Below are 24,771 nucleotides of genomic sequence, written 5' to 3'. Positions count from 1 at the left end.
CGACGCCGTCCGCGACGGCTATGAGAGCACCCGGAGGCGTACGGTCCCGGCCATCCTGGACAGTGCGTCCACCGCGTCGTCGTCGATACCGGACGCGACGTCGGTCACCACGTAGCCGAGCTCCCCGCGGGTTCCGAGCAGCTGGGCGTCGATGTTGACGTTGTGAGCCGCGAACACCTGGTTGACGGCCGCGAGGACACCCGGGATGTTCTCGTGCAGGTGTGCGACGCGGTGCGATCCCTGGACCTGGTCCAGCGACAGGTTGGGCAGGTTCACGCTGAGCGACGTCGACGCGTGGAGCACGTAGTCGCGAAGCCGGGTGGAGACGAAGATGCCGATGTCGCGCTGTGCCTCCTCCGTCGACCCGCCGATATGGGGGGTGAGGATCACGTTGGGCATGTTCTGCAGCGGCGACTCGAACGGGTCGCCCGTCTTCTTGGGCTCCTCGGGGAACACGTCGACCGCGGCGCCGCCGATGTGGCCGTCCTCGAGGCCCTGCTTGAGCGACTCGACGTCGACGATGAACCCGCGCGAAAGGTTGAGGAACAGTGCGCCGGGCTTCATCGCGCCAAATTGCTGGCTTCCGAAGAAGCCGGAGTTGCCCTTGCGTCCGTCCACGTGCAGCGTGACGATGTCCGCCTCACCCAGCAGCGACTCCAGGGTGGGCATGCGCGTGGCGTTGCCGAGCGCGAGCTTCTCCGCATTGTCGTAGAAGATGACGTTCATCCCGAGCGCCTCGGCGATCACCGACAACTGAGAGCCGATGTTCCCGTAGCCCACGATGCCGAGCGTGCGTCCGCGGATCTCATGAGCTCCGGCGGCCGACTTCGACCACACGCCGTTGTGAAGGTTGCGGTTGTGGTCGGGCAGCCGGCGTGTCAGGGAGATCATCTCGGACACCGCCATCTCGACCACGGAGCGCGTGTTCGAGAACGGGGCGTTGAACGCCGCGATGCCGCGCCGCGCCGCTGCCGCGAGGTCGATCTGGTTGGTGCCGATCGAGAAGGCGCCCACGGCGATGAGGTCCGGAGACGCCTCGATGACGCGCTCCGTGAGCTGCGTCTTGGAGCGGATGCCCAGCAGCTGGACCCCTCGCAGGGACTCGATCAGCTCGTCCTCGTCCATGGCCCCGCCATGGTTGTCGACGGTGATCCCGGAGCCCTCGAGAATCTCGGTCGCCTTGGGGTGAAGGTTTTCTAGGAGGAGTGCGCGCACGGACCGTATCGTCTCACATTCCCCGAGCGCTCCGACGTCCCTGGCGGGCCGCCCGCACCCGCGTGCAGGGGCTCGACGTGGCCGGTGGTCGGCGGGGGGCGTGACACAGTTGGTTCATGAAATCGGCGGCGCGGATCCTGGGAGTCGTCCTCGCCTGCGCCGCGCTGTTCGCCGCGGGCGCGTGGTGGCGCGGGGTGTCCTGGTCGGATGTGCGCCATTGGGGCACTCCCCGCAACGTGATCGACACGGCGGGGGAGACCGTGAGGATCCCCGTCGCGGACGGCCCGGCATCCAGGCGACTTCCTGCCGTCGAGCCCGGTACCTCCGGGTCGTACGACTTCCTCTTCGCGACGGGCGGCGCGGGCGGCGGTCCCGTGCGTTACGACCCGTGCCGGGCCGTCACGTGGGTGATCGCGCCCGTGCACATGCCCGACGGCCTCGAGCCGGTGGTGCATGACGCGATCGAGGCCGTGTCCGTGGCGACGGGGCTCGAGTTCGAGTTCGAGGGGTATACGGACGAGCGGGTGTCGTTCGAGCGCGCGCTCGTCCAGGACCGCTACGGGGATCGATTCGCGCCCGTGGTCATCGGGTTCGAGAATGCGAACCAGAATCCGGAGCTGGCGGGATCGATCACGGGACTCGGCGGTTCCTCGGCGGTGCCCGGCGCGTACGGCGACGATCGCTTCCTCCGCGCGGGCGTCGTGTCGATCGACTTCGAGGACATGGAGCGGATCATCGGGCAGCCCGGCGGCAGCGACCTGGCGCGGGCCGTGGTGGCGCACGAACTCGGCCACGTGGTGGGTCTCGCCCACGTCGCCGACCCACGAGAGCTGATGCACGACTCGAACCTGCGCCTCGTCGACTGGGGCCCCGGGGACCTCGAGGGCCTCGCGATGGCCGGCGACGGAGGCTGCGAGGCGGGCTGACGCCGAGCGACCGCGGTCAGGTGAGGACGAGCCCAGGGGGAAGGGGCTCGGAGTGGACCACCTCGAGCCGGCGCGTGGGACGCGTGAGCGCCACGTAGAGGTCGCCGGGTCGCACCGCGATCCTGGCCGGCTCGATCACGACCGCGACGTCGAACTCCAGACCCTTCGACTCGCGCGCGGTGTAGACATCGATGCCGGTGCCCTCCAGCGCCGCGACGGCCGCCGGGCGCGCGTCCTCATGCGCGATCACGGCGACCAGGCCGCCGTCGCCGTCCGCGAACGCGGCGGCGTGCCTGCGCGCGATGCGCGCGGCCTCCGCCACCGCATCGTCCGCCCGCGTGGCTGCGGTAGCGTCCGCGATCTCGCGCGCTGCGCTCAGCTCGCTGACGGGCAGCGCCGCCGCCTTCGCGAACGCCTGCGCGGCATCGGCGACCGCGGCGGGGATGCGGTAGGAGATCGTGAGCTCGCGCAGCTCCCACGACGCCTGGAAGAGCGGATCCATGGTCTCGGGCCACCAGCGCGTGCCGGCGACCGAGGTGGCCTGGGCCACGTCGCCGACGATGGTGAAGGACCGCGTCGGGCACCGCCTCAGCAGCATGCGCCAGGCCATCGGCGACAGTTCCTGGGCCTCGTCCACCACCACGTGGCCGTACGTCCACGAGCGGTCGCGCCGCGCGCGCTCGGCGACGGTGAGGCGGGTGCTCCCGCCCTGCATGCGCGCCGCGAGGGTCTCGGCGTCGACCTTGATCATGCTCTCCGCGCCGAAGGTGTCCAGCACGTCCTTCGCATACTCGATCTCCTCGCGCGACGGCCCGTCACGGCGTGATGCCCTCCCGCCGGGCATGTCGCCCAGCAGCTCGGCGGCCTCGTCGAGCAGGGGGACGTCCGCCTCGGTGAACGGCGCCGATGCGGGGCGCAGCAGCAGGTCGCGCTCGTCGGGCGTGAGCGCACGCGCGGCGTGGTCCAGCAGGTGCGGCTTCGAGAACAGGTCGCGCAGCAGCTGGTCGGGCGTGACCGGCAGCCAGCAGAGGTTGATCGCGATGCGCACGTTGCGATCGTCGCGGACGTCGCGCTCGAGATCGTGTCGATCCTCCTCGGAGAACGCCTCGACCTGGTCCGCGAGCTGGTGCGTGAGACGGGTGATCATGTCCTTCGCGAACGCGGCACGCGCCTCGTTGTGCGGACGGCCGTCGCGACGGGCCCGCGACTGCGCCTCCCGCACGTCGGATCGGCGGATCACCAGGGTGCGTCCATCGATACGGATCTCGCGGTCCGCCCGCGGCAGCCGCTGGCGCTCGCGCACGGCGGCCTTGATCACGTCCGCCATCGCCGTGCTCCCCTTGATCTCGGCCGAGGAGTCCGGCTCGACCGCGGAGATCTCGATTCCGGGGATCAGTCCCGCGAGCGTGGTGGAGACCGCGCCGGTCTCGCCCAGCGACGGGAGCACGTGATCGATATAGCGCAGGAAAGTGCGCGACGGGCCGATCAGCAGCACGCCCTTCGACTCGAGCTGCTGGCGGTGGTGGTAGAGCAGGAAGGCGGCGCGGTGGAGCGCGACCGCGGTCTTGCCCGAGCCGGGCCCACCCTGCACCACCAGCGCCCCCATCATGGGCGCGCGGATCACCGCATCCTGCTCCGCCTGAATGGTCGCGACGATGTCTCCCATGCGGCCGGTGCGGCGCGCGCCGAGCGCGGCGAGCAGCGCGCCCTCGCCCGCGAGCGCGGTATCGGCACCCATCTCCCGCAGCGCGTCGACGTCGAGCACGTCGTCCTCGACGGCGGTGACGTTGCGGCCCTGGGTGGTGAGGTGGCGCCGGTTGATCACGTCGCCCGGGCTGGCGGCCGTCGCGGAGTAGAAGGCCCGGGCGGCGGGCGCGCGCCAGTCCGTCAAGAGCGGCAGGTGCTCCGCGTCCGACAGCCCGATGCGGCCCACATAGAAGTGCTCGCCGTCACGCAGGTCCAGCCGGCCGAAGCACAGCCGGTCCTCGACCGCGTCCAGCTGGGCGATCCGATCCTCGTACAGGGTGGCGAACGCGTCACGCTCGGAGCGGTTCTGCGGGGATCCCGATGGGCCCTCCCGGCGGATCGCCGCCAGCCGCTCGGTCGCCTCGTCGCGCAGCGTATCGAGGCGTGCGTACAGCCCCTCGACCACCCGCTGCTCCGCGGCGAGCCCGCTGCGCTCCGCCGTGAGTCCGCGTTCGTTCCCCATTGGCATACCCTCCGCCCATCCTGCGTTCACCGGGGCAGGACAGTCCCCCATTATCGCGCGCCCGAGGGGGTGCTTGGTAGCGCGGGGCCCGGATCGGGTTTCGCGGAGGGCGAGAACGGTCCCCTCGGAGGGGCCGCGGTGGAAGGATGGAGGATCATGGACAGACCTCTGGTGAGCTGGGATGCGAGCGGCGTGCAGGCCTGGGCGGACGCTGCGCCCGCGGAGGGTGCGGCGCTGCTGCATTCACTGCGGGGGTTCATCGACGCCGGTCGCGCGGGGGCCCTGGTGGCGGAGCAGCTGCTCGAGGACGGCGAGCCCATTCGCGTGGCTACCTTCGACATCGACCAATTGCTCGACTACCGGTCGCGCCGCCCCGAGATGACGTTCTCCGTGAACCAATGGACCTCCTACGACGAGCCGCATCTCGTGGTCGACATGGTGCGGGACGCCGAGGGCCGGCCGTTCCTGCTTCTCCACGGCTTCGAGCCCGACATCCAATGGGAGCGCTACATCCGGGCGGTGCGGGAGATCGTCGAGAAGATGGGTGTGGGACTCACGCTCGGGTCCCACGGAATCCCCATGGCGGTTCCGCACACGCGCCCGCTGACCGCGACGGTGCACGGCACGGATCCGGACCTGCTTCCGGACACGCCCACGATGTTCGGCACGGTCACCGTCCCTGCGTCTGCGCAGAACCTGCTCGAGTATCGGTTCGGGCAGTGGGGCATGCCTGCCGTCAATGTCGCCGTGCACGTGCCGCACTACCTGGCCCAGTCGTCCTACCCGCAGGCGGCCCAGCGCGCTCTGACCGGTCTCGAGGACCTGTCGGGTCTGGATCTGGATCCGGGAGCGCTCGACTCGGCGGCCGAGCGGGCGACGGAGGAGATCGCGCGTCAACTAGCCGAGAGCGAAGAGGTCCAGGGCCTCGTCGAGGCGCTCGAGAATCAATATGACGCATTCCACGACGCCCGCGGACAGGGCCTTCCGCTGGACGGGAATCTGCCTTCCGCGGACGAGATCGCGGCCGAGTTCGAGAAATTCTTGTCACAGGAACGCAGGGATCCCCCCACGGGCGCCTGAAATCTGTCACACTGTTTCCCGGTTGCAAGAAACGTAGTGTGCAAGAACCTGTCTGACCTGGGCACGGAACGAGGCATTGCGGCGACGAGGCCAGGCACGGTGCCAGGTCTTCCCGTCCAGGGCATGAAGGTAAGGAAATACAGGCATGGCACAGGGCTCTGTGAAGTGGTTCAACGCGGAGAAGGGTTACGGCTTCATCGCACAGGATGGTGGCGGCGCTGACGTCTTCGTCCACTACTCGGCGATCGAGACCGACGGCTACCGCAGCCTCGAAGAGGCGCAGCGCGTCGAGTTCGACGTCACCAGCGGTCCGAAGGGTCCCCAGGCGGAGAACGTTCGCCCGATCTGATCTGATCTCAGCGAAGGCCGCCGTCCCATCAGGGGCGGCGGCCTTCGTGGTTCCCGGCGACGTTCGACACGCGAGGGACGATGCCTCGTCCGGCTATCCCGCCCATTGCGGTGACACGCCGGTGGGCAGCGCCGCCGAGGCGGCGTAGCGCCGTAGGGCCACGAGGTCGATGGCGCCGCCGGGCACGGCCGCGAGCACCACGTTGCCGCGCCGCCGGCCCTTGAGCACCGCGTGCTCCGCGATCGCCACCGCGTCGCCCAGCGCCTCCCGAGCCGCCGCGACGTCCACGGCCGCGCCGCGCGATCCGGGGCTCGTGCCTACGTTGGCGAGCACCAGTCCGCCGGGTCGCAGGACGCGACGGGCCTGGGTCCACCACCGCACGGAGGCGAGGTGCGGCGGCGTCTGGTCACCCGCGAACGCATCGCGCACCACCAGGTCGAGGCTCGCGTCGCGCCTCGACTCGAGCGCCTCCAGTCCGTCCTGGGCGCGGATGCGCAGCCGCGGCGCTCGCGGCAGATCCCACCACTGGCGCACCAGTTCGGGAAGGCGGGTGTCGACATCCACCGCGATGTGCCCCGAGTCGGGCAGCCGATGAGCGAGGTGGCGGGGAAACGCGCACGCGGCCGCCCCCACGTGCAGCGCGAGCATGCGCGCGGGTGGTCCCCACGCGTCGACCGCGGCGGACATGTGGCGCATGTACTCGAACGCCAGGAAGGCGGGATCGGGATCGAGCGGAGAGCTGGGAACACCATTGACCCACAGAAACGTTGTCCCATCGGGACCGTCGCGAAGCTCCGCGACTCCGGTGGCGATGGAGAACTCGACGCCACGTCGCACATCCGGCGCGACGCGCGGTCCGGGCCGTGGCATGCACTCACACTAGACGGTGGTCTGGTACGAGGAGCGTGCTGCGGATAGACTGAACGCACGGATCACCGAAGGGAGGGCGCGATGCCGCTGTCGGAGTACGAGCAGCGCGTGCTCGAGCAGTTGGAGAAGGACCTCGGTTCGGATCCCAAGCTCGGCTCCGCGATGGCGCGCACGGCCCGCCCACGCAGCCGCTACATCTGGGCCGGGGTCGGCGTGATCGTCGGTCTCGCGGTGGTTGTCACGGGTGCCGTGGCACAGATGATGATCGTCGGCGTCGCCGGCTTCGCGGTCATGCTCGCCGCAGCCATCTGGGCGCTGGTGGCGCCGCGGCCCTCGGCTGCTGCGTCGGCCGCGGGCAAGGGCGCCCACCGCCGCAAGGCGGACAAGAGCTTCATGACCCGCATCGAGGAGCGCTTCGAGCGCCGTCGGGAGCAGGGCGACCTCTAGGCCGTCCGGCGCTTGCCGCCGCGCTCACCTGGCTCGCGCGGAGCGGTCCGCGTCGCGCACCGCCGTGGTCACCTCGCGGGCCCAGCCGATCAGCCGCTCCGTGGGCACCGAGGTGCCGTGCGGCGCGTAGCGGTGATCCTCGACCGCGCCGCGCAGCGCCGTCAGCCCCCCGCGCGCGTGCTCAGCAAGGTCGGGACACGTGTCCAGGATCTTGCGCTCCGTCTCCGCGGGCGTGAGCGAATCGTCGCCCGCACGGGTCCCCAGCTCCCGCCGCAGCAGCTGCCACGCTCCGTCGGCGTCTCGAATGCCGCCGCCGCGCGCCCTGCCGCGCGACCACGCCAGGGCGCCGCCCGCGAGAAGTGCGACGATGACGACGGGGAGCACCCAAGGGATGCCGGGGGACGCCGCGTCGCCCGGATCCGCCTGCTCACTGGGCACCGTGGTCGGCACCGGCGGGGCGGGCTCGCCGCTGGCACGGGGTCCGAAGGGATCTTCCTCCTCCGGGAACCTCGGAATCGCCGCCGGTGGCGCGGGCGCGTACTCCGGCCGCTCGCCCGTCTGCTGTCCCGGGGTGGGCTCGAACCTCACCCAGCCATGCTCGGGGAAGTAGAGCTCCGGCCAGGCGTGCGCGTCGCGGCCCGTCACCGCGAACTGCCCCGTGTCATCGGGGGAGCCCCCGAGGAACCCGACGGCGAGGCGCGCGGGGATGTCCAGGGCCCGCGCCAGCACCACCAGGGCCGTCGCGAACTGCACGCAATACCCGCGCCGGTCCGTCAAGAACGTCGACACCGCGTCGTCCCCCGAGGGCGAGACCGAGGTGTCGTACTGGAAGCCGGAGCCCCTCAGGTACTCCTGGAGCGCCACGGCCTGCTCGTAGCGATCGGTCGAGCTCACCGTGACGCCCTGAGCAAGGGCGCGCACGCGTTCCACGTCGATGCGCGGCGACAGCTCGCGGTAGCGCTCGGACACCGCTGCGTCGCCGCCGGCGTCGATCGCGGCCTGAGCGGCACGCAGCGACTCCTCGGAGTGGAAGAACAGCGCATGGCGAATCGTGTACGAGATGCCCTGAGTTCCCTGGTCGCGGTCGATCAACACCTCGTCTGTGGCGGGCTCGTACCGCCATCCGGATCCCGCCGTGATCAGGCGCGGGGTCGCCGGCACGGGCACGCGCGACTCGCTGAGATCGTTGACGCGCACGGTCACGGACTCCTGGTCGATGCCCGCCCAGCTGTCGAACGGCACGGGCCACAGCACGCCGGCCGCGGGCTCGGTCGGTCCTGGCTCGTCGCGGTCCCAGCGCGAGCCGTCGAAGGATGTGAAGGAGTACGCCCGCAGCACGTCCAGCCTTCCCACTGTCGACGTGTAGGTGAGCAGCGTGGTCGACGATTGGCCGGTCAGCCTGTCGCGCAGGTCGATCTCGAGGTCGAGTCGCGCGGTACCGCCCAGCCAGTCCGGCAGGGTGACGCGCGGCATCGCACCCCAGCCGGGCCCGCCGATCGCGAGCGGGGTGGCGAGCAGCGCGACTCCCACCGTGACGGCCACGGCGGCGGCCGCCGCATGGGCCGGCGCGGGCGACGCGCCCTCGGCGGCGCGCCGGCGCCACCCGGCCTCCTCGTGGCGCCGCGAGAGCGCTACGACTGCGAGCCATGCGGCGAGGGCGCCTGCCAGCGCCGCCGTGGGCACGCGTCGCTCGAGCGTCAGGGCGGGCAGCCACGGCACCAGCAGCAGGAAGCCCGAGGTCGCGGCGAAGCCCGCGCCCACCGCAACCGCGTCGACGAGGAGGAACATCCCGACGGCCCCGGCGGCGATCGCGGCGGCGAGCGCGGGCGCGACCTCGGCCGGCGCAATCGTGGCGTTCGCATAGCGAACGGCCTCCGTGGCCACGTCACCGATGCGTTCCCATGCCGCCGGAGTCGGGAGCCAGGTGCGGCCCCCCTCCGGGCCCGGGACGTACGCGACCATGAGCAGCCAGGGCCCCACGACGAGTCCGGCCAGCGTGGGCAGGAACGGGCGACCCGTGGCGACCCTCACCAGCACCACCGCGGCGGCGGTGGCGACGAGCACCGCCGCCACCAGCCCCAGCCAGTCGCCGAACACCACCAGCCCGGACAACCCGCCCAGGCCGAGTCCAACGGCGATGGCCGTGAGGGGAGTGGCGAGCACTCGCCAGCCGGCGCGGCTCACGTCGACTCCTCGGTCAGGAGCCGGCCCCACGCGTCGACGATGGACTCCGGCTCGAGCGTGACGATCGCCCGCCAGCCCGCCGCGCGCAGGGCCTCGGCCGTGCGCTCCGCGCGCGCCCGGCCTGCCAACGATGCGCGGATCATCGCCCACGCGCGCGAGCTCTCCCCGAGCGGCGCGAGGGCCGCGACCGAGGAGCGGCCCACCGGTTCGATCACCGCGACCACCACGTCGCGGTGCCCCGGTTCGACGCGCGCCGCGTCCGCGGCGAGCGTGTGGTCCGCATCCGCCGTGGTCTCGGGCGCCGTCAGGTCGACCGTCGCGTCCAGGAGACGCGCCCGCGCGGACTCGGCGGCCCGCCCATGGGTGTCCATCGCCGAGGTCTCCGTTCCGCCCGCGATCAGGCGCACCGGGTGGCCCGCCTCGACCACGGACAGCGCGACCGAGGCCGCCGCGGAGATCGCCCACTCGAGGCCGGGCGCGGAGGGCGGCAGGCCCAGCAGGATCGTCGCTGCCGTGCGACCTTGCTGCTCCTCTGAGCGCACCACGAGGGTGCCCCGGCGGGCGGACGAGGCCCAGTGCACCCGCCGCAGATCATCGCCGTCGCGATAGTCGCGCAGGGAGACGTCGTCGGCGGCGGGGGTGCGCGCGCCGGCGTGGGCGCGGTCCGCCGCACCCATGAGGTCGCCCGCGCTCGCGGCGAGGTCGACCACGGCCGGCCACACCGCAACCTCCTGTGTGCCGCCTACGGTGCGGTCACTCCACGCCAACCCGAACGGATCCGAGGCGCGAGACAGCGCCGGGCCCAGCACCCAGCGCCCGCGGCTCACCGGGGCGAGGCTGTAGCGCAGCACGATGCCGCCCGGCTCGCCGGCGATGGTGGCTCGAGTGGAGCCACCGCCGGTCAACTCCGACGCCGCCTGTTCCTTGAGGCGCAGGGTCCGCGCGATCGGGCCCTGCGCCCTGACGTGCACGGCGACAACTCCCGCGCCGCCGGCGCTCAGCGTGGGCGGCGACACGTCTCGGCGGACCCCGGTCACGGTCGCGCGCGTCGCCAGGGTCTGCGCGGCGATCCACGCCGCTCCCACCACGGCGCTCACCAGGGTCGCCGCCCCGATGAGCACCAGCGGGGCGGACGCGAAGCCGATGCCGACGCCGAGCAGCGCAGCGCCGGCCGCCGCGAGGCCCACTCCCCGCGGCGTGACGAACGTCTGGGCGCCCTCCTCGGGGCGCGCGGGGCGGATCCTGCGGGTCATCCCCGTCCGGCGGGCGCCGGCTCGCGGGAGAAGGGGACCGTCACCGCATCGAGCACGTCGCGGATGATCGTGTCCGCCGTGCGGCCGGCGGCGCGTGCCTGCGCTCCGGCGATGACGCGGTGCGCGAGCACCGGCACGGCGAGCGCCTTCACGTCGTCCGGCAGCACGTGGTCGCGGCCCGCCATGGCGGCCCGTGCCTTCGCGGCCGAGAGCAGCTGAAGGGACGCGCGCGGCGAGGCCCCGAGCCGTAGGTCGCTGCTGTCGCGGGTGGCGCGCATCACGTCGACGATGTACCGCTTGACCGCGGGCGCCGCGTACACGGCGCGGACGATGGAGATCGCGCGCGTCAGTGCCGCCGCCGTCGCCACGGGTACCACGTCGACCAGCGGGTCATGGCCGTCGTGGGCGTCGAGCATCGCCACCTCGTCATCGCCGGAGGGGTAGCCCACCGCGATGCGAGCCATGAAGCGGTCGCGCTGCGCCTCGGGCAGGGGATAGGTCCCCTCCATGTCGACGGGGTTCTGCGTCGCGATCACCAGGAAGGGAGCCGGGAGCGCGCGGGTCTCTCCGTCCACCGTGACCGACCTCTCCTGCATGGCTTCGAGCAGCGCGGCCTGCGTCTTCGGGGAGGCGCGGTTGATCTCGTCGGCGACCACGATGTTCGCGAACACCGGGCCAGGGCGGAACTCGAACCGGTGCTCGTCCCCACGGAAGACGCTCACGCCCGTGACGTCGGACGGCAGCAGGTCGGGAGTGAACTGGATCCTGCCCACGCTCACGTCGATCGCGCGCCCCAGGGCGCGTGCCAACGTGGTCTTCCCGACCCCGGGCACGTCCTCGAGCAGCAGGTGACCCTCGGCGAGCACGGTCGCGAGGGTCGCGTCGATGGCTTCGTCGAGGCCCGACAGCACCGTGCGCAGCTGCTCACGCACCAGGCGGGCGAGCTCGGCGACGGCGGCGAGCTCCTCCGAGGTCGGGACGGTCGACGTCATGGATACCCCTCTCCCCTTGCTTCGAGCCTAGTTGACGCGCCCCCGGTCTTCGAGGCGCAATGGCCCTCCACATCGTTCCCCCATCTTTACCTGGAAATATGTTGAGATTTGACCAGAAATCTGCGCCATGTTTGAGAATTGTGGAGAGAAGTGGAGTAAAGTGGGGACATCGGGAATGGCGGAGAGCCGGAGGGGAGGGCCGATGTCGGACAACGCGACGTTCGGGCTTGGTCCCACCGGCGTGTTCCTCGGCACGTTCACCCCCCGCCTCGACGACAAGGGGCGCCTGATCCTTCCCGCGAAGTTCAGGGGCCGCCTCGCGTCCGGGTTGGTCGCCACGCGCGGCCTGGACCGGTGCGTCTTCCTGTTCCCCCTGGACGAGTTCACTCACATCCACGATCGCCTGCGCCGCACCCCCCTCGAGAACAAGGCGGCGCGCGACTACCTGCGCAGCTTCCTGGGCCACGCGAGCGACGACATCCCGGACAAGCAGGGACGGATCCTGCTGTCCCAGCCCCTGCGGCGCTACGCGGGCATCGCCCGCGACGTCGCCGTGGTGGGCATGGGTTCGCGCGTCGAGATCTGGGACGCGCAGCGCTGGGACGAGTACCTGGAGGCCGGCGAGGACGCGTACGCGGAGACCGCGGCAGAGATCTTCGACGCAATGTAGACGCCCGTGCCTCGCGGCCTCCTCCCGGATCTCTCTGACGGACTTCCCCCCGCCAGAGGAGCTCGGAGGGAGACCACGGGGCACGGGCAGGACGTCAGTGAGGGGGAACGGGATGGGTGAGGCGCACGAGGCCGCATCGCGGCACACGCCCGTGATGCTCGACCGCTGCGTCGATCTGCTCGCCCCGGCGCTCGGCGCGCCCGGCTCGCTCGCGATCGACGGCACGCTGGGCATGGGCGGCCACACCGAGGCGATCCTCGACCGTTGTCCCGCGGCGCGGGTGGTGGGGATCGACCGCGACCCCGAAGCGATCGCGCTCGCCTCGGCGCGGTTGCGACGATTCGGGGATCGATTCGTCGCCCATCACGCCGAGTACGACGACATCGCCGGCGCGCTTGCGGTCGCGGGGGCCCCCGTCGCGCACGGGGTCCTCCTCGACCTCGGGGTGAGCTCGCTGCAGATCGACGATGCGGGCCGCGGCTTCTCTTACGCTCAAGATGCGCCGCTGGACATGCGGATGAACCCGGGGGACCCCGTCTCGGCCGCGGACCTGCTCCGCGACGCGGACGAGCGCGAGCTGGCGCGGATCCTGCGCGAATACGGCGAGGAGCGGTTCGCGCCGCGCATCGCGCGGGCGATCGTGCGCCGCCGTGACACCGATCCCGTGGTCAGGTCCGCCCAGCTGGTCGACCTGGTGCGTGCCTGCATCCCGGCCGCCACCCGCACCGCGGGCGGGAATCCCGCCAAGCGCACGTTCCAGGCCCTGCGGATCGCCGTGAACCGCGAGCTCGAGGTGCTCGAGCGAGCGGTACCCGCCGCCATCGAGGGGCTCGCCGTCGGCGGCCGCGTGGTGGTCATGTCGTACCACTCGCTCGAGGACCGCATCGTCAAGCGCGCCCTCGCCGCCGGCGCGGAGTCCCAGGCGCCTCCCGGCCTGCCGATCGTGCCCGACGCCGATCGGCCGTATCTGACGCTTCTCACGCGAGGCGCCGAGCAGGCGTCGCCCGAGGAGGCGGAGCGCAACCCGCGTTCGAAGCCCGTGCGGCTGCGCGCCGCCGAGCGACTTCGTCCCACCCCGCCCGAGCGCCTGAGGAGGGCCGCATGAGCGCCGCACCCCTGCGTCAGCAACGTCCGGCGCGCGGCCGTCCGGCCGCGCCTCCCGCGCCCGGCGAACGGCCGCACCTCCGTTCGGTCCAGGCCCCGGAGCCGTCGCGGTCCCTGGTGCCCTTCGCGTGGGCCTGCGTCGCCGTGGTGCTGGCGGCGCTCGCCTCGGTGCTGCTCGTCAACACCGCCATGGCGGAGGGTGCGTACGAGCGCCGAGACCTCAAGATCGAGATCGCGTCGCTCCACAAGGAGCGTGCGGGCTACCTCGAGACCCTCGAGGCGAATTCGTCTCCGGCGAACCTCGCGGCGCGGGCCGAGGGGCTCGGCATGGCTCCCGCGATGGCCCTGGGGTTCATGTCACTATCGGACGGCATCGTCCTCGAGACAGGGAAGTAGCAGACCGCATGCCCTCGCCCCGCGCGCCCCGCCTGTCGGATCCGCGCACGCGCCAACGCATCATCTCCATGGCGTTGCTGGCCGTGCTGCTGGTGTTCGCGGGACGGCTGGTGTTCATCCAGGGCGTGCGGTCCTCGGTGCTGTCGTCCGAGGCGTTGTCGCAGCGGCTGGTGACCAAGGAGATCACGGTCCCGCGTGCGGACATCGTCGACCGCAACGGGGTGGTGCTCGCCACGTCGGTCCAGCGCTACAACGTGGGAGTCAATCAGCAGAAGATCGCCGACTTCCGGCGCACCGAGTCGGGTGTCGTGGTCGCCGAGGGCGTCGCGGGAGCGGCCAGCATCCTCGCGCCGATCCTGGGCATCGACGAGGCGGAACTGGGTGCGACGATGGTGGGTGACAGCACCTTCCGGTACGTCGCCAAGGACGTGAGCCCCGAGACCTGGGACCTGATCGCGGCGGAGAAGATCCCGGGGATCGAGCCCGAGCAGATCGAGAAGCGTGTCTACCCGAACGGCGACCTCGCCGGCAACGTCGTCGGCTTCACCGGCGGCGCGGAGTCCGGCACGGGCTTCGCAGGCCTGGCCGGCGCCGAGGCGGCGTACGAGGGCGAGCTGGTGGGCGCCTCCGGGTCGATGACCTACGAGAGGGACACCTCCGGCGCCTTCGTGATCCCCACCGGCGTGCGCGAGGAGACCGCCGCGGTGCCCGGCGCCGACGTGGTGCTGACCATCGACCGCGACATCCAGTGGTTCACGCAGCAGCGCGTCGCCGAGGCACTTGCCCAGACCGGCGCCAGCCGTGCCACCGTGGTGGTCGAGGACTCGACCACGGGCGAGATCCTCGCGCTCGTCGACTCCGGCAGCGTCGACCCCAACGATCCTGGCGACACGGACGCCGTGGATCGCGGCTCCCGGGCCGTGTCCACCGTGTTCGAGCCGGGCTCGACCGCCAAGGTGGTCACCATGGCGGCGGCGCTCGAAGAGGGGGTGGCCACGCCCGCGTCCGAGTTCGTGGCGCCCTTCCGGTACACGACGCCCAACAACCAGACGTTCCGAGACTCCCATGAGCACCCCGACGAGAAGCTGACCCTGGCCGGCATCCTCGCGCAGTCCTCCAACACCGGCACCGTCCAAGTGGGTGAGCTCCTCACCGCCGAGCAGCGCTGGAAGTACCTCGACGCGTTCGGATTCGGGGCGCCCACGGGCGTGGGGCTGCCCGGCGAGGCCGCGGGAATCCTTCACGACTACCAGAACTGGGACGGTCGCACCACGTGGGCGGTCACGTACGGACAGGGTCTCGCCGTCACGGCGCTTCAGACCACCCAGGTCTACGCGACCGTGGCCAACGGCGGAGTGCGGCTCCAGCCCACCGTGGTGAAGGGCTTCCGTCAGGAGGATGGCACCTTCGTCGCGCGAGAGACCGTCGAGTCCGAGCGGGTGATCTCCGAGCGGACGGCCTCGCAGCTGATGACGATGCTCGAGGACGTCACCCAGGAGGGCGGCACCGGAGTGCTCGCGAAGATCGACGGCTATCGCGTCGCCGGAAAGACGGGCACGGCGCAGGCGACGGGGCCGGACGGGCGGCTCAGCTCGATCGTCGCCTCCTTCGTGGGCATCGCCCCGGCCGACGACCCGCGTATCGTCGTATCCGTCGTGATGTACGACCCGAAGACCACCATCTGGGGCGGCACCACGGCGGCGCCGGTGTTCAAGGATGTGGCAACCTTTGCGTTGCAGGCGCTACGGGTACCGCCGTCGACGTCGGAGCCCACGCTGTACCCGACCACCTGGGAGTGACAATGCCGGACCTCGCGATGCGCCCGAGCCGCGTCGCCGGAGCCTCGCTGTCCGCCATCGAGGCGAGGGTGGGCGGCGATCTCGAGGGTCCGGACGTCACGGTGACGGGGGCAACGGTCGACTCGCGCGCGATCGAGCCGGGCGACCTGTTCTGCGCCCTTCCCGGGGAGAACATCCACGGCGTGCGCTTCGCGGCGCAGGCGGCCGCCGCGGGCGCCGCTGCGATCCTCACCGACCTCGACGGCGCTCCCGCGGCGCGTGCCACCGGCCTGCCCGTGCTGGTGACCACACACCCGCGCCGAGCCACCGCCCTCGCGGCGGCCGAGGTGTACGGCGACCCGTCTCGGGACTTCCCGGTCATCGGGCTCACGGGAACGAACGGCAAGACCACCACATCGTTCCTCATCGAGGGCGCGCTGAGCACCGTCCACGACGCGGTGGGTCTGCTGGGAACGGTCGAGATGAGGATCGGGGACCAGTCCGCCCCGAGCGCGCGCACCACCACCGAGGCACCGATGCTCCAGGGCCTGCTGGCCCGCATGCGCGAGGCCGGTGTGACGGCGGCCGTGGCGGAGGCCTCCTCCCAGGCGATCGCCCTCGATCGCGTCACGGGGACGCGGTTCGCGGTGGTGCTGTTCACCAACCTGTCCTACGAGCACCTCGACTTCCACCACACCATGGAGGAGTACTTCGAGGAGAAGGCTCGGATCTTCACTCCCGAGTTCGCGGACCGGGCGGTGGTGCTGGTCGACGACGAATGGGGTCGCCTGCTGGTCGACGAGGTCACGGTTCCGGTCGAGACCGTCGCCACGCGCCCGGGATCGCCGCGTGCGGACTGGAACGCGGTGGATGCGGAGCCCACGGCACGGGGCGGGATGCGGTTCGTGCTGGTCGCTCCCGATGGCTCGCGCCACGACGTCGAGGTCCCGTTGCCGGGCATCATCAACGTGTCGAACGCCGCGGGTGCGATCGTCGCGGCGCATGCGATCGGGGTACCTCTCGCGGCCGCGATCCGTGGAGTGGAGCACGCGCGCAGGGTGCCCGGCCGGACCGAGGTGGTGACGGCGCGCGACGCCACCACGCCCCTGACCGTGGTCGACTACGCGCACACCCCCGATGGTCTCGCCTCGGTGCTCGACGCGATGCGCGGCGTCACGCCCGGGCGGCTGTTCGTCGTGTTCGGCTGCGATGGCCTGCGCGACGATTCGAAGCGACCCGGGCTAGGGGCGGCAGCCGCCACCCATGCGGACGTGGTCATCGTCACCGACGAGAACCCGCGCACGGAGCCGCCGGGCCAGATCCGTGCCCGGATCCTGGAGGGGGTCGACGCCGAGCGGCCTGACCGCCGCGACGTGCTCGAGATCTCGCCGCGACTCGCCGCCGTAGAGCGCGCCGTCCGCATGGCCGGCCCCGGAGACACGATCATCGCCACGGGCAAGGGCCACGAGACCACCCAGGAGATCGACGGCGTGCATCATCCCTACACGGACGCCGCCGCCTTCCTTGCCGCGCTCGCGGCGGTCCGAGAGGCGCGGGCATGAGGCCCGTCACGGCCCAGTGGGTCGCCAACGCGGTGCGGGGAACGCTCGCCGCGGACGTGGACACCACGATCCACGGCGTCGACAACGACTCGCGCGCGGTGAGGCCCGGCTGGCTGTACGTGGCGTTCATCGGCGAGCGCGTCGACGGCCACGACTTCGTGCCGCAGGCCGTGGCGGCCGGCGCGTCGCTGAGCCTGGTATCCGTGCCAGTCGACGCCCCGCACGTGCTGGTCGAGGACGTCACCGTCGCGCTCGGCCTGCTCGCGCGCGCCTATCTCGCGCTGCTGCGCACCGAGGGCGAGCTCGTGGTGATCGGCATCACCGGCTCCAATGGAAAGACCACCACCAAGGATCTGCTTGCCCAGGCGTTGCCCGACGTGGTCGCACCCGTCGGGAGCTTCAACAACGAGATCGGCCTGCCGCTCACGATCCTGCGCGCCGACGCGTCGACGCGACACCTCGTGCTCGAGATGGGCGCAAGCGGTCTGGGCCACATCGCCTATCTCACCGGCATCGCCCCGCTCGACATCGCGGTGGCCCTGATCGTCGGCACCGCGCACATGGGCGAATACGCCTCCCCCGAGCAGGTGGCGACCGCCAAGAGCGAGATCGTGCTGGGGCTGGTGCCCTCCGGAGTCGCCGTCCTCAACGCGGACGATGCGCGCGTGGCCGCCATGGCGACGCTCGCCCCGCGGGCGGTCACCTTCGGCATCGGGCACGGGAATGTGGCGGCGGGCACCGTCTCGAGCGACCGAGGTCGCGCCCACGCCGCCGTGACACTCGCCGGCGAGCCTCCGATCGAGCTCGAGGCGAGGACGCTCGCGCTGGTGGGGGAGCACCACCTCACGAACGCTTTGGCGGCGCTGGCCGTGTGCCTCGAATGCGGCCTCGATCCGCACGAGGCGTGGGCGCGCGTGGCGGCCGCGGGGCCCCTGTCGCGCCATCGCATGGCCGTCACCGAGCGACCCGACGGGATCACCGTGATCGACGACGCGTACAACGCCTCGATCGAGTCGATGCGGGCGGCGCTGCGCGCGCTCAAGCACGTCGCCGACGGAGGCCGCACCGTGGCCGTGGTGGGCGAGATCCTCGAACTGGGCGACGCGTCGGCCACCATCCATACCGAGATCGGCACGGACGTGGTGCGGCTGGGGATCGACCATCTGATCGTGGTGGGCCCGGGTGCCCGGCCCGCCTACGTCGCCGCGGTCCGGGAGGGCTCCTGGGGCGATGAGGCGGCGTACGTCGCTACAATCGGCGAGGCGCGGGAGCTGCTGGACACGATGCTGAATCCCGGCGATACCGTGCTGGTCAAGGCGTCGCACGGTTCGGGCCTCTGGGAGCTCGCCGACCAGCTCGTGGGAGGAGTCGCATGAAGGCGGTCATCTTCGCAGCGGGCCTCGGCGTGCTCGTCTCGCTCCTCGTGACCCCGGTTCTCATCCGCTACCTGACGCGCCGCCAGTTCGGTCAATTCATCCGCCAGGACGGCCCGGCGAGTCACCACGTCAAGCGTGGCACGCCCACCATGGGCGGCATCGTCATCATCCTCGCCACGGTGCTCGGCTGGCTCGGCGGGAACGTGCTCGTGGGACGCGGGCCGTCCGTCTCGTCGCTGCTCGTCGTCTTCCTCATGGTCGGGCTGGGCGTGGTGGGCTTCCTCGACGACTCGATCAAGATCTCCCGTGAGCGGTCGCTGGGCCTCAAGGCCAGGTGGAAGTTCCTGGGTCAGGGCGTGGTGGGCATCACCTTCGGGATCCTGGCGCTCCAGTTCCCCGATGCGAATGGCGTGACGCCGGGCTCCACCGCGATCTCCTTCTTGCGGGACACCAAGCTCGACCTCGCGATCTGGGGTCCCACGGTCGCGCTCGTGCTGTTCGTGGTCTGGTCGAACTTCCTCATCACCGCCTGGTCGAACGCGGTCAACCTCACGGACGGTCTCGACGGCCTCGCGTCGGGAACCGCCGTCATCTTCTTCGGCGCCTACGTGCTCATCCTCATCTGGCAGCTCAACCAGAAGTGCGGCGAGCCCACCGCCGGTTCCCTCTGCTACGAGGTGCGAGACCCCTGGGACCTGGGGATCCTCGCCGGGGCGGTCGCCGGCGCCAGCCTGGGCTTCCTGTGGTGGAACACCAGCCCGGCCAAGATCTTCATGGGCGACACGGGCTCCCTCGCGCTCGGCGGCGCGATCGCGGGAGTCACCATCCTGTCGCGCACCGAGGTGCTGGGCGTGGTGGTCGGAGGACTGTTCGTCCTCGTGGTCGCCAGCTCGGTGCTCCAGATCGGCTGGTTCAAGGTCTCCCGAGGCAGACGCCTGTTCAAGATGGCGCCGCTGCATCACCACTTCGAGCTGATGGGTTGGGGCGAGGTCACCATCGTGACGCGGTTCTGGATCATCGCCGCGATGTTCACCGGTCTGGGAGTGGGCATCTTCTATGCGGAGTGGGTGGCCTCGCAGTGACGCTCGAGGGCAGGCGCGTCCTGATCCTGGGGGTCGGGGTCGCGGGCCGGTCCGCAGCCGAGGTGACCCGCGAGCTGGGCGGCACGCCGGTCACGGTCGACGCGAATGGTGCGGCGGATCACCGGGACCTCGCCGGGGTGGACTTGGGGACGTTCGACGTCGTGATGGCGTCTCCCGGGTTCGCGCCGCATTCTGCGGAGGTCCAGGCGTGCCTGGCGGCGGGCCTCGAGATCTGGTCGGAGATGGAGTTCGCGTGGCGCGTGAGGCGTCCCGGCATCCCGTGGGTGATGGTGACCGGCACCAACGGCAAGACCACCACCACTCAGATGGTGGGGGCGATCGCGGAGGCGGCCGGACTCGACGTGCGGGTGTGCGGCAACATGGGCATCCCAGTGATCCACGCCGCGCGCGAGCGGTCCGACCTGGTGGCGGTCGAGATCGCGAGCCTGCAGCTGCACTTCGCGCACACCATCTCGCCGCACGCCGCGGTGTGTCTCAACGCCGACAACGACCACGCCGACTGGCACGGCAGCGTCGAGGCGTACCGCGCCGACAAGGCGAAGGTCTATCAGCACGTTCAGGTCGCGTGCGTCTACCCCGCCGCGGATGCCGCCGTGGAGCGGATGGTCGAGGAGGCCGACGTGGTCGAGGGCGCACGCGCCATCGGCGTCACTCTCGGCGTGCCCGGCCTGTCCCAGCTGGGGATCGTCGACGGCGTGCTGTGCGACCGCGCCTTCACCCCGCATCGGCGCCGTGAGGCGATCGAGCTGGGCCAGGTGTCCGACCTGGCGCACCTGGTCGCCGGCGATGTGCCGCCGTACCTCGCCGTCAACGCGCTGAGCGCGGCGGCGCTGTGCCGGGCCGTCGGCGTTCCGGCGGCCGCGGTCCGCGACGGGCTGCGGGGGTTCCGTCTCGACCAGCACCGCAGCGCGTTCGTGCGCGACCTCGACGGCGTGACGTACGTCGACGACTCGAAGGCCACGAACGCCCACGCCGTCCAGGCCGCTTTCGGCGGCCGCGCGCCCCGATCCGTGGTGTGGCTCGCCGGCGGGCTCGCCAAGGGCCAGGAGTTCGCCGGGCTCGTCGAGGAGATCGCGGGCCGCGTGCGCGCCGCCGTGCTCATCGGGGTCGACCAGGATCCTCTCGCGAGCGCGCTCGCGACACACGCGCCGGAGATCCCCGTGGTCACGGTGGCTCCGGGGGAGGATGTGATGCAGCGGGCGGTGGACGCCGCCCGTGGGCTCGCGGAGCCGGGGGACACCGTCCTCCTGTCGCCTGCCTGTGCATCGATGGATCAGTTCCGCAGTTACGCGGATCGAGGAGAGGCGTTCACCAGGGCGGTGGAGGCGTTGGACCGCTAGGAGGTGGCATGACGGCGACCGCGGCACGGCCCGAGAATGCTGTCACTGCCTGGCGATCTCCGGCAGCCACGTACTACCTCCTGGTCGCGTCGACCACCATCCTGGTGCTCGTGGGCCTCGCGGTGGTGCTGTCGAGCTCGTCGGTCGCATCCATCCGCGCGGGCTCCAGCAATGCCTATGGCCTGTTTCTCACGCAGTTGATGGCGCTCACGGCCGGGCTCGCCGCGATGGTGGTGGGGTCCAGGCTGCCGGTGATGTTCTGGAAGCGCGCCGCGCCGTGGCTCCTGTTCTCCTCGGTCGTGCTCCTGCTCGTGGTCCTCACGCACGGCATCACGGTGGGCGGCAACCAGGCCTGGATCCGGATCGGCGGATTCAGCTTCCAGCCGTCGGAGGCGGCCAAGCTGGGCCTCGCGCTCTACCTGGGCGTGGTGTTGTCGACGTTCCGCAAGCGCCTCACCAACCTCAAGCACGTCATGCTCCCGGGCGGGATCGTCGCGATCGGGGTCATCGGGCTGGTGCTCGCCGGCCGCGACATGGGCACCGCGATGGTGATGCTGGTGCTGGTCGCCGTCGCGTTCTGGGTCGCCGGAGTGCCCGCACGATTCTTCGGGATCTTCGGCGCCTTCGCCGCGACCGGCATCGTGGTGCTGCTCAACTCCGGCACCACCCGCATGGCGCGCCTGACGCAGTGGGCGAGCGGCTCCTGCGACGACGTGGACGCCTGCTGGCAGCAGACGCACGGCACCTGGGCGCTCGCCTCCGGAGGGTTGTGGGGGCTCGGCCCGGGCATGAGCCGCGAGAAGTGGGGCTACCTGCCCGCGGCGGACAACGACTACATCTTCGCCATCATCGGCGAGGAGTTCGGCCTCATCGGCACCCTGCTGGTGCTCGCGGCGTACGCGATGATGATCATCGCCATCACCCGCATCGTGACCCGCGCCACGGACCGGTTCGTCCAGATCTCCGGGGCCGCCATCGGAGCATGGATCGTGGTCCAGGCGTGCATCAACATCGCCGTGGTCCTCGAGCTGGCTCCCGTCACCGGCGTGCCCTTGCCGCTGGTCTCCTCTGGCGGATCGTCGCTCATCATGTCGCTCGCGGCCCTGGGCGTGCTGATGTCCTTCGCGCGCAGCGAGCCGGGCGCCGCGGAGGCGTTCGCCGCGCGTCCCTCCGTGGTGCGGCGCTCGCTCGCCGTGCTCTCGCGCGGACGTCGCCGTGGCTAGCCTGCTGCTCGCCGGCGGCGGCACGGCCGGCCACGTCAACCCGCTGCTCGCCACCGCCGCGACCCTGCTCGAGAGGAGCCACGACGTCACGGCCGTCGGCACCGCCGAGGGGCTGGAGGCGGACCTGGTGCCCCGCGCCGGCCTGCAGCTGGTCGAGATCGAGAAGGTCCCGTTCCCGCGCCGCCCCGACGGCGCGGCGGTGCGCTTCCCCGCGCGTCTGCGCCGCGCGATCTCCGCGTGCGAGGACGCCATCGACGAGGTGAGCGCCGATGCGGTGGTGGGCTTCGGCGGCTACGTGTCCACTCCGGTCTATCTTGCGGCGCGCCGGCGCGGCCTGCCCATCGTGGTCCACGAGGCGAACGCCAAGCCGGGCATCGCCAACCGGCTCGGTGCGCGTCTCACCGAGCACGTCGCCGTGACGTTCCCCGGGACGCCGCTGCGCCACGCGCAGGTGACCGGACTGCCGCTGCGTCCCGATCTCGAGCTTCTCGCCCACACCCTGGGGTCGCCCGCGACGCGGTCGCGCGCGATCACCGCCGCGCGGGAGTCCCGCGGTTGGGCCTCCGACGCGCCGGTGCTGCTCGTGTTCGGGGGCTCACTGGGCGCGGCCAGCCTCAACGCGGCGCTCGCGGCGGCGGTCCCCACCCTCGTCGGGCACGGCATCCATCTCATCCATCTCACGGGCCACGGCAAGACCGAGGAGGCGTACCGCGCCCAGGCGGCGCTGCCGGCGGCGGATCGCGCCATGTACGAGGTCGCCGAGTACTCGCACGACATGGCCGGCGCCTTCGCCGCGGCGTCCGCCGTGGTGTGCAGATCGGGAGCCGCGACCGTGTGCGAGATCGGCGCGCTGGGTCTGCCGGCGCTGTATGTCCCGCTGCCTCACGGCAACGGCGAGCAGGCGCTGAACGCGCGGGCCGCGGTCGAGGCGGGAGCCGCGGTGCTGGTCGCCGATGCGGATCTCACGCCGGCCGCCCTCACGCTGCACGCCGAGAGCATGGTGCTCGATCCCACCGCGGCGGCGGCGATGCGCGCGGCCGCGCGCGGCATCGGCATCGCGGATGGGGCGGCGCGCCTCGCCGACATGGTGGAAGGCGCGCTGTGACCCGGATCCACTTCATCGCGGTGGGCGGTTCGGGGATGTCGGCGGTCGCCCGCCTGACCGCGGCGCGCGGCTATGAGGTCACCGGCACGGATCTTCGCGAGAGCGCGTACTTCGTGGCGCTGCGCGACGCCGGCATGGATGTGCGCATCGGCCACGACCCGGAACTGGTCGCCGGCGCGGCCGCCGTGGTGGTGTCGACGGCGGTGCGCGACACCAACGTCGAGCTGGTGCGCGCGCGGGAGCTCGGAATCCCCGTGTGGCACCGGTCCGAGGCCCTCGTGAGGGCCCTGGAGGGAGAACGGCTGGTCGCGGTCGCAGGGTCCCACGGCAAGACCACCACCTCGGCGATGGTCGCTCACGCCCTGCACGCCGGCGGGATCGACGCCGGGTTCGCGGTGGGCGCCCGGGTGTTCGGCATCGAGGGCGCGGTCGCCGGCGGATACGCCGGGTCGGCGGGCATCTCGGTGCTCGAGGCGGACGAATCGGACGGCTCGTTCCTGCGCTACCGGCCCGAGGTGTCGATCCTGCTCAACATCGAGCCGGACCACCTGGACTACCACGGCACCGTCGAGAACCTCCACCGCGCCTTCGCGGACTTCGCCGCGCAGTCCGGCACCGTGGTCGCCTGCGTCGACGACCCTGTGGTGCGGCGACTCGCGGACGATGCGCGGTCACACGGCAGGCGGGTCCTCACCTACGGCTCCGCGCCGGGGGCGGACGCGGTGGTCGACGCCACGGGCATCGTGCGCGGCGACCTGGTGGTGCCGTTGACCGTGACCGCTCCGGGTTTTCACAACCGCCTCAATGCGACCGCCGCCTGGCTCGCCGCCGTGGAGATGGGCGCTGATCCCCACACCGCCGCGGCGGCGTTCGCGGACTTCGCCGGCACCGGCCGGCGCTATCAACTGCGGGGCGAGGCGGCCGGCGTCCGCGTCATCGACGACTACGCCCATCACCCCACCGAGGTCGCCGCGCTGCTGAGTGCCGCACGCGCCGGGGGAGCGGGACGGCTCGTGGTGCTGTTCCAGCCCGCGTTGTTCAGCCGGACCCAGGTCCACGCCGCGGCCTTCGGGCGCGCGCTCTCGGTTGCGGACGCGGATGTGGTGCTCGCGCCGGTGCACGGGGACCGCGAGGATCCCATCCCCGGGGTGACGTCCGAGTCGATCGCGGCGCACGTCGACATGCCCGGCTCGTCCAGCCTCACGATGGCCTCCGACCTCGAGGACGCCGCCCGCATCGCGGCGGAGCTGGCGCGTCCGGGCGACACCGTCTTCACGGTCGGCTCCGGTCCCGTGACGCTCGCCGCGGACTGGATCCTGGAGCGTCTCGCGCGCCGGGAGGGCACCGATGGCTGAGGCGCGCCGCCCGCCCCGGCCCACGGTGCGTCCCGAGGCGCGGCCGGCCGGAACGTCCGCGCGCGAGTCGGAGCCGCGCGGAGCCCAGGCCCGCCCGCAGTCGTCGACCCTGGTGGCAGGCGAGCGCCCGCGCGGTGCGGTGCCCGTGAGCGCCGACTCGGAGGAGCTGGCACGCCCGTGGCAGCGCGTCACCACGGGCCGGCGCCCGGGCGGGTCCGCGGCGGATGTCGCCGG

At 71.9% G+C, this 24,771-nt stretch carries 22 protein-coding genes; 16 read left to right on the top strand and 6 right to left on the bottom strand.

The window, feature by feature from the left end:
- Window positions 1-18: 18 nt before the first annotated feature.
- Window positions 19-1,224: a phosphoglycerate dehydrogenase gene (gene serA / locus Q0L54_RS00440; RefSeq protein WP_296664525.1), complete on the bottom strand. Its 1,206-nt coding sequence runs from the start codon at window positions 1,222-1,224 to the stop codon at window positions 19-21.
- Between the two features lie 107 nt (window positions 1,225-1,331).
- Between serA and Q0L54_RS00435 the strand changes: the two genes are divergently transcribed.
- Window positions 1,332-2,141 carry a matrixin family metalloprotease gene (locus Q0L54_RS00435; protein ID WP_296664483.1) on the top strand — a complete coding sequence of 270 codons (810 nt, stop codon included), beginning with the start codon at window positions 1,332-1,334 and terminating at the stop codon, window positions 2,139-2,141.
- A 16-nt stretch (window positions 2,142-2,157) separates the two neighbouring features.
- Here Q0L54_RS00435 and Q0L54_RS00430 read toward each other — a convergent pair whose 3' ends face one another.
- A complete protein-coding gene (locus Q0L54_RS00430; RefSeq protein ID WP_296664482.1) occupies window positions 2,158-4,350 on the bottom strand; it encodes an AAA family ATPase in 2,193 nt (730 codons plus the stop codon).
- 156 nt (window positions 4,351-4,506) lie between these two features.
- Here Q0L54_RS00430 and Q0L54_RS00425 point away from each other — a divergent pair, with 156 nt between their 5' ends.
- Complete coding sequence (locus tag Q0L54_RS00425) at window positions 4,507-5,430, top strand: PAC2 family protein (RefSeq protein WP_296664481.1); 924 nt, start codon at window positions 4,507-4,509, stop codon at window positions 5,428-5,430.
- A gap of 145 nt (window positions 5,431-5,575) precedes the next feature.
- Window positions 5,576-5,779, top strand: coding sequence for a cold-shock protein (locus Q0L54_RS00420; RefSeq protein WP_296664480.1), 204 nt, complete (start codon window positions 5,576-5,578; stop codon window positions 5,777-5,779).
- Between the two features lie 93 nt (window positions 5,780-5,872).
- On the opposite strand, the gene Q0L54_RS00415 is transcribed toward Q0L54_RS00420, so the two are convergent.
- Complete coding sequence (locus Q0L54_RS00415; RefSeq protein ID WP_296664479.1) at window positions 5,873-6,649, bottom strand: spermidine synthase; 777 nt, start codon at window positions 6,647-6,649, stop codon at window positions 5,873-5,875.
- Window positions 6,650-6,730: 81 nt separating this feature from the next.
- On the opposite strand from Q0L54_RS00415, the gene Q0L54_RS00410 reads away from it, so the two are divergent.
- Entirely contained in the window at window positions 6,731-7,096 is a 366-nt protein-coding gene (locus tag Q0L54_RS00410; RefSeq protein ID WP_296664477.1) for a DUF3040 domain-containing protein, read from the top strand.
- A 24-nt stretch (window positions 7,097-7,120) separates the two neighbouring features.
- Here Q0L54_RS00410 and Q0L54_RS00405 read toward each other — a convergent pair whose 3' ends face one another.
- The 3 genes from Q0L54_RS00405 to Q0L54_RS00395 are packed head-to-tail and all read right to left on the bottom strand — an operon-like array spanning window position 7,121 to window position 11,525.
- Window positions 7,121-9,280 carry a transglutaminase domain-containing protein gene (locus Q0L54_RS00405; RefSeq protein ID WP_296664475.1) on the bottom strand — a complete coding sequence of 720 codons (2,160 nt, stop codon included), beginning with the start codon at window positions 9,278-9,280 and terminating at the stop codon, window positions 7,121-7,123.
- On the bottom strand, window positions 9,277-10,533 hold the full coding sequence (locus Q0L54_RS00400) for a DUF58 domain-containing protein (RefSeq protein WP_296664473.1): 1,257 nt from the start codon (window positions 10,531-10,533) through the stop codon (window positions 9,277-9,279). The genes Q0L54_RS00405 and Q0L54_RS00400 overlap by 4 nt, the downstream gene beginning before the upstream one ends.
- Complete coding sequence (locus tag Q0L54_RS00395) at window positions 10,530-11,525, bottom strand: AAA family ATPase (protein ID WP_296664471.1); 996 nt, start codon at window positions 11,523-11,525, stop codon at window positions 10,530-10,532. The genes Q0L54_RS00400 and Q0L54_RS00395 overlap by 4 nt, the downstream gene beginning before the upstream one ends.
- Before the next feature lie 241 nt (window positions 11,526-11,766).
- Between Q0L54_RS00395 and mraZ the strand changes: the two genes are divergently transcribed.
- The 12 genes from mraZ to Q0L54_RS00335 form a co-directional block, all read left to right on the top strand.
- The gene (gene mraZ, locus Q0L54_RS00390; RefSeq protein WP_296664524.1) at window positions 11,767-12,195 is read left to right on the top strand and encodes a division/cell wall cluster transcriptional repressor MraZ; all 429 of its coding nucleotides are present in this window, start codon (window positions 11,767-11,769) and stop codon (window positions 12,193-12,195) included.
- 112 nt (window positions 12,196-12,307) lie between these two features.
- A complete protein-coding gene (gene rsmH / locus Q0L54_RS00385; RefSeq protein ID WP_296664469.1) occupies window positions 12,308-13,300 on the top strand; it encodes a 16S rRNA (cytosine(1402)-N(4))-methyltransferase RsmH in 993 nt (330 codons plus the stop codon).
- Window positions 13,297-13,695: a hypothetical protein gene (locus Q0L54_RS00380; RefSeq protein WP_296664468.1), complete on the top strand. Its 399-nt coding sequence runs from the start codon at window positions 13,297-13,299 to the stop codon at window positions 13,693-13,695. The genes rsmH and Q0L54_RS00380 overlap by 4 nt, the downstream gene beginning before the upstream one ends.
- An 8-nt stretch (window positions 13,696-13,703) precedes the next feature.
- Window positions 13,704-15,494: a penicillin-binding protein 2 gene (locus tag Q0L54_RS00375; RefSeq protein WP_296664466.1), complete on the top strand. Its 1,791-nt coding sequence runs from the start codon at window positions 13,704-13,706 to the stop codon at window positions 15,492-15,494.
- A 2-nt stretch (window positions 15,495-15,496) separates the two neighbouring features.
- Window positions 15,497-17,035 (top strand): UDP-N-acetylmuramoyl-L-alanyl-D-glutamate--2,6-diaminopimelate ligase, encoded by a 1,539-nt coding sequence (locus Q0L54_RS00370; RefSeq protein WP_296664465.1) that lies wholly within the window; start codon window positions 15,497-15,499, stop codon window positions 17,033-17,035.
- Entirely contained in the window at window positions 17,032-18,411 is a 1,380-nt protein-coding gene (gene murF / locus Q0L54_RS00365; RefSeq protein ID WP_296664463.1) for a UDP-N-acetylmuramoyl-tripeptide--D-alanyl-D-alanine ligase, read from the top strand. The genes Q0L54_RS00370 and murF overlap by 4 nt, the downstream gene beginning before the upstream one ends.
- Window positions 18,408-19,493, top strand: coding sequence for a phospho-N-acetylmuramoyl-pentapeptide-transferase (mraY, locus tag Q0L54_RS00360; protein WP_296664461.1), 1,086 nt, complete (start codon window positions 18,408-18,410; stop codon window positions 19,491-19,493). Before murF ends, mraY begins: the two co-directional genes overlap by 4 nt.
- The gene (gene murD, locus Q0L54_RS00355; protein WP_296664459.1) at window positions 19,475-20,854 is read left to right on the top strand and encodes a UDP-N-acetylmuramoyl-L-alanine--D-glutamate ligase; all 1,380 of its coding nucleotides are present in this window, start codon (window positions 19,475-19,477) and stop codon (window positions 20,852-20,854) included. The genes mraY and murD overlap by 19 nt, the downstream gene beginning before the upstream one ends.
- An 8-nt stretch (window positions 20,855-20,862) precedes the next feature.
- Window positions 20,863-22,077, top strand: a complete 1,215-nt coding sequence (locus tag Q0L54_RS00350; RefSeq protein WP_296664457.1) for a putative peptidoglycan glycosyltransferase FtsW — start codon at window positions 20,863-20,865, stop codon at window positions 22,075-22,077.
- Window positions 22,070-23,182, top strand: a complete 1,113-nt coding sequence (locus tag Q0L54_RS00345; protein WP_296664455.1) for a UDP-N-acetylglucosamine--N-acetylmuramyl-(pentapeptide) pyrophosphoryl-undecaprenol N-acetylglucosamine transferase — start codon at window positions 22,070-22,072, stop codon at window positions 23,180-23,182. The genes Q0L54_RS00350 and Q0L54_RS00345 overlap by 8 nt, the downstream gene beginning before the upstream one ends.
- A complete protein-coding gene (gene murC / locus Q0L54_RS00340) occupies window positions 23,179-24,537 on the top strand; it encodes a UDP-N-acetylmuramate--L-alanine ligase (RefSeq protein ID WP_296664453.1) in 1,359 nt (452 codons plus the stop codon). The genes Q0L54_RS00345 and murC overlap by 4 nt, the downstream gene beginning before the upstream one ends.
- On the top strand, window positions 24,530-24,771 hold a 242-nt coding region (locus tag Q0L54_RS00335), incomplete at its 3' end, for a hypothetical protein (protein WP_296664451.1). The genes murC and Q0L54_RS00335, both read left to right, overlap by 8 nt.

It is taken from the genome of Demequina sp., assembly GCF_024642165.1.
Taxonomy (GTDB): Bacteria; Actinomycetota; Actinomycetes; order Actinomycetales; family Demequinaceae; genus Demequina.
The sequence above is the reverse complement of the archived record's forward strand: the minus strand, read 5'-3'. Positions and strand labels throughout refer to the sequence as shown.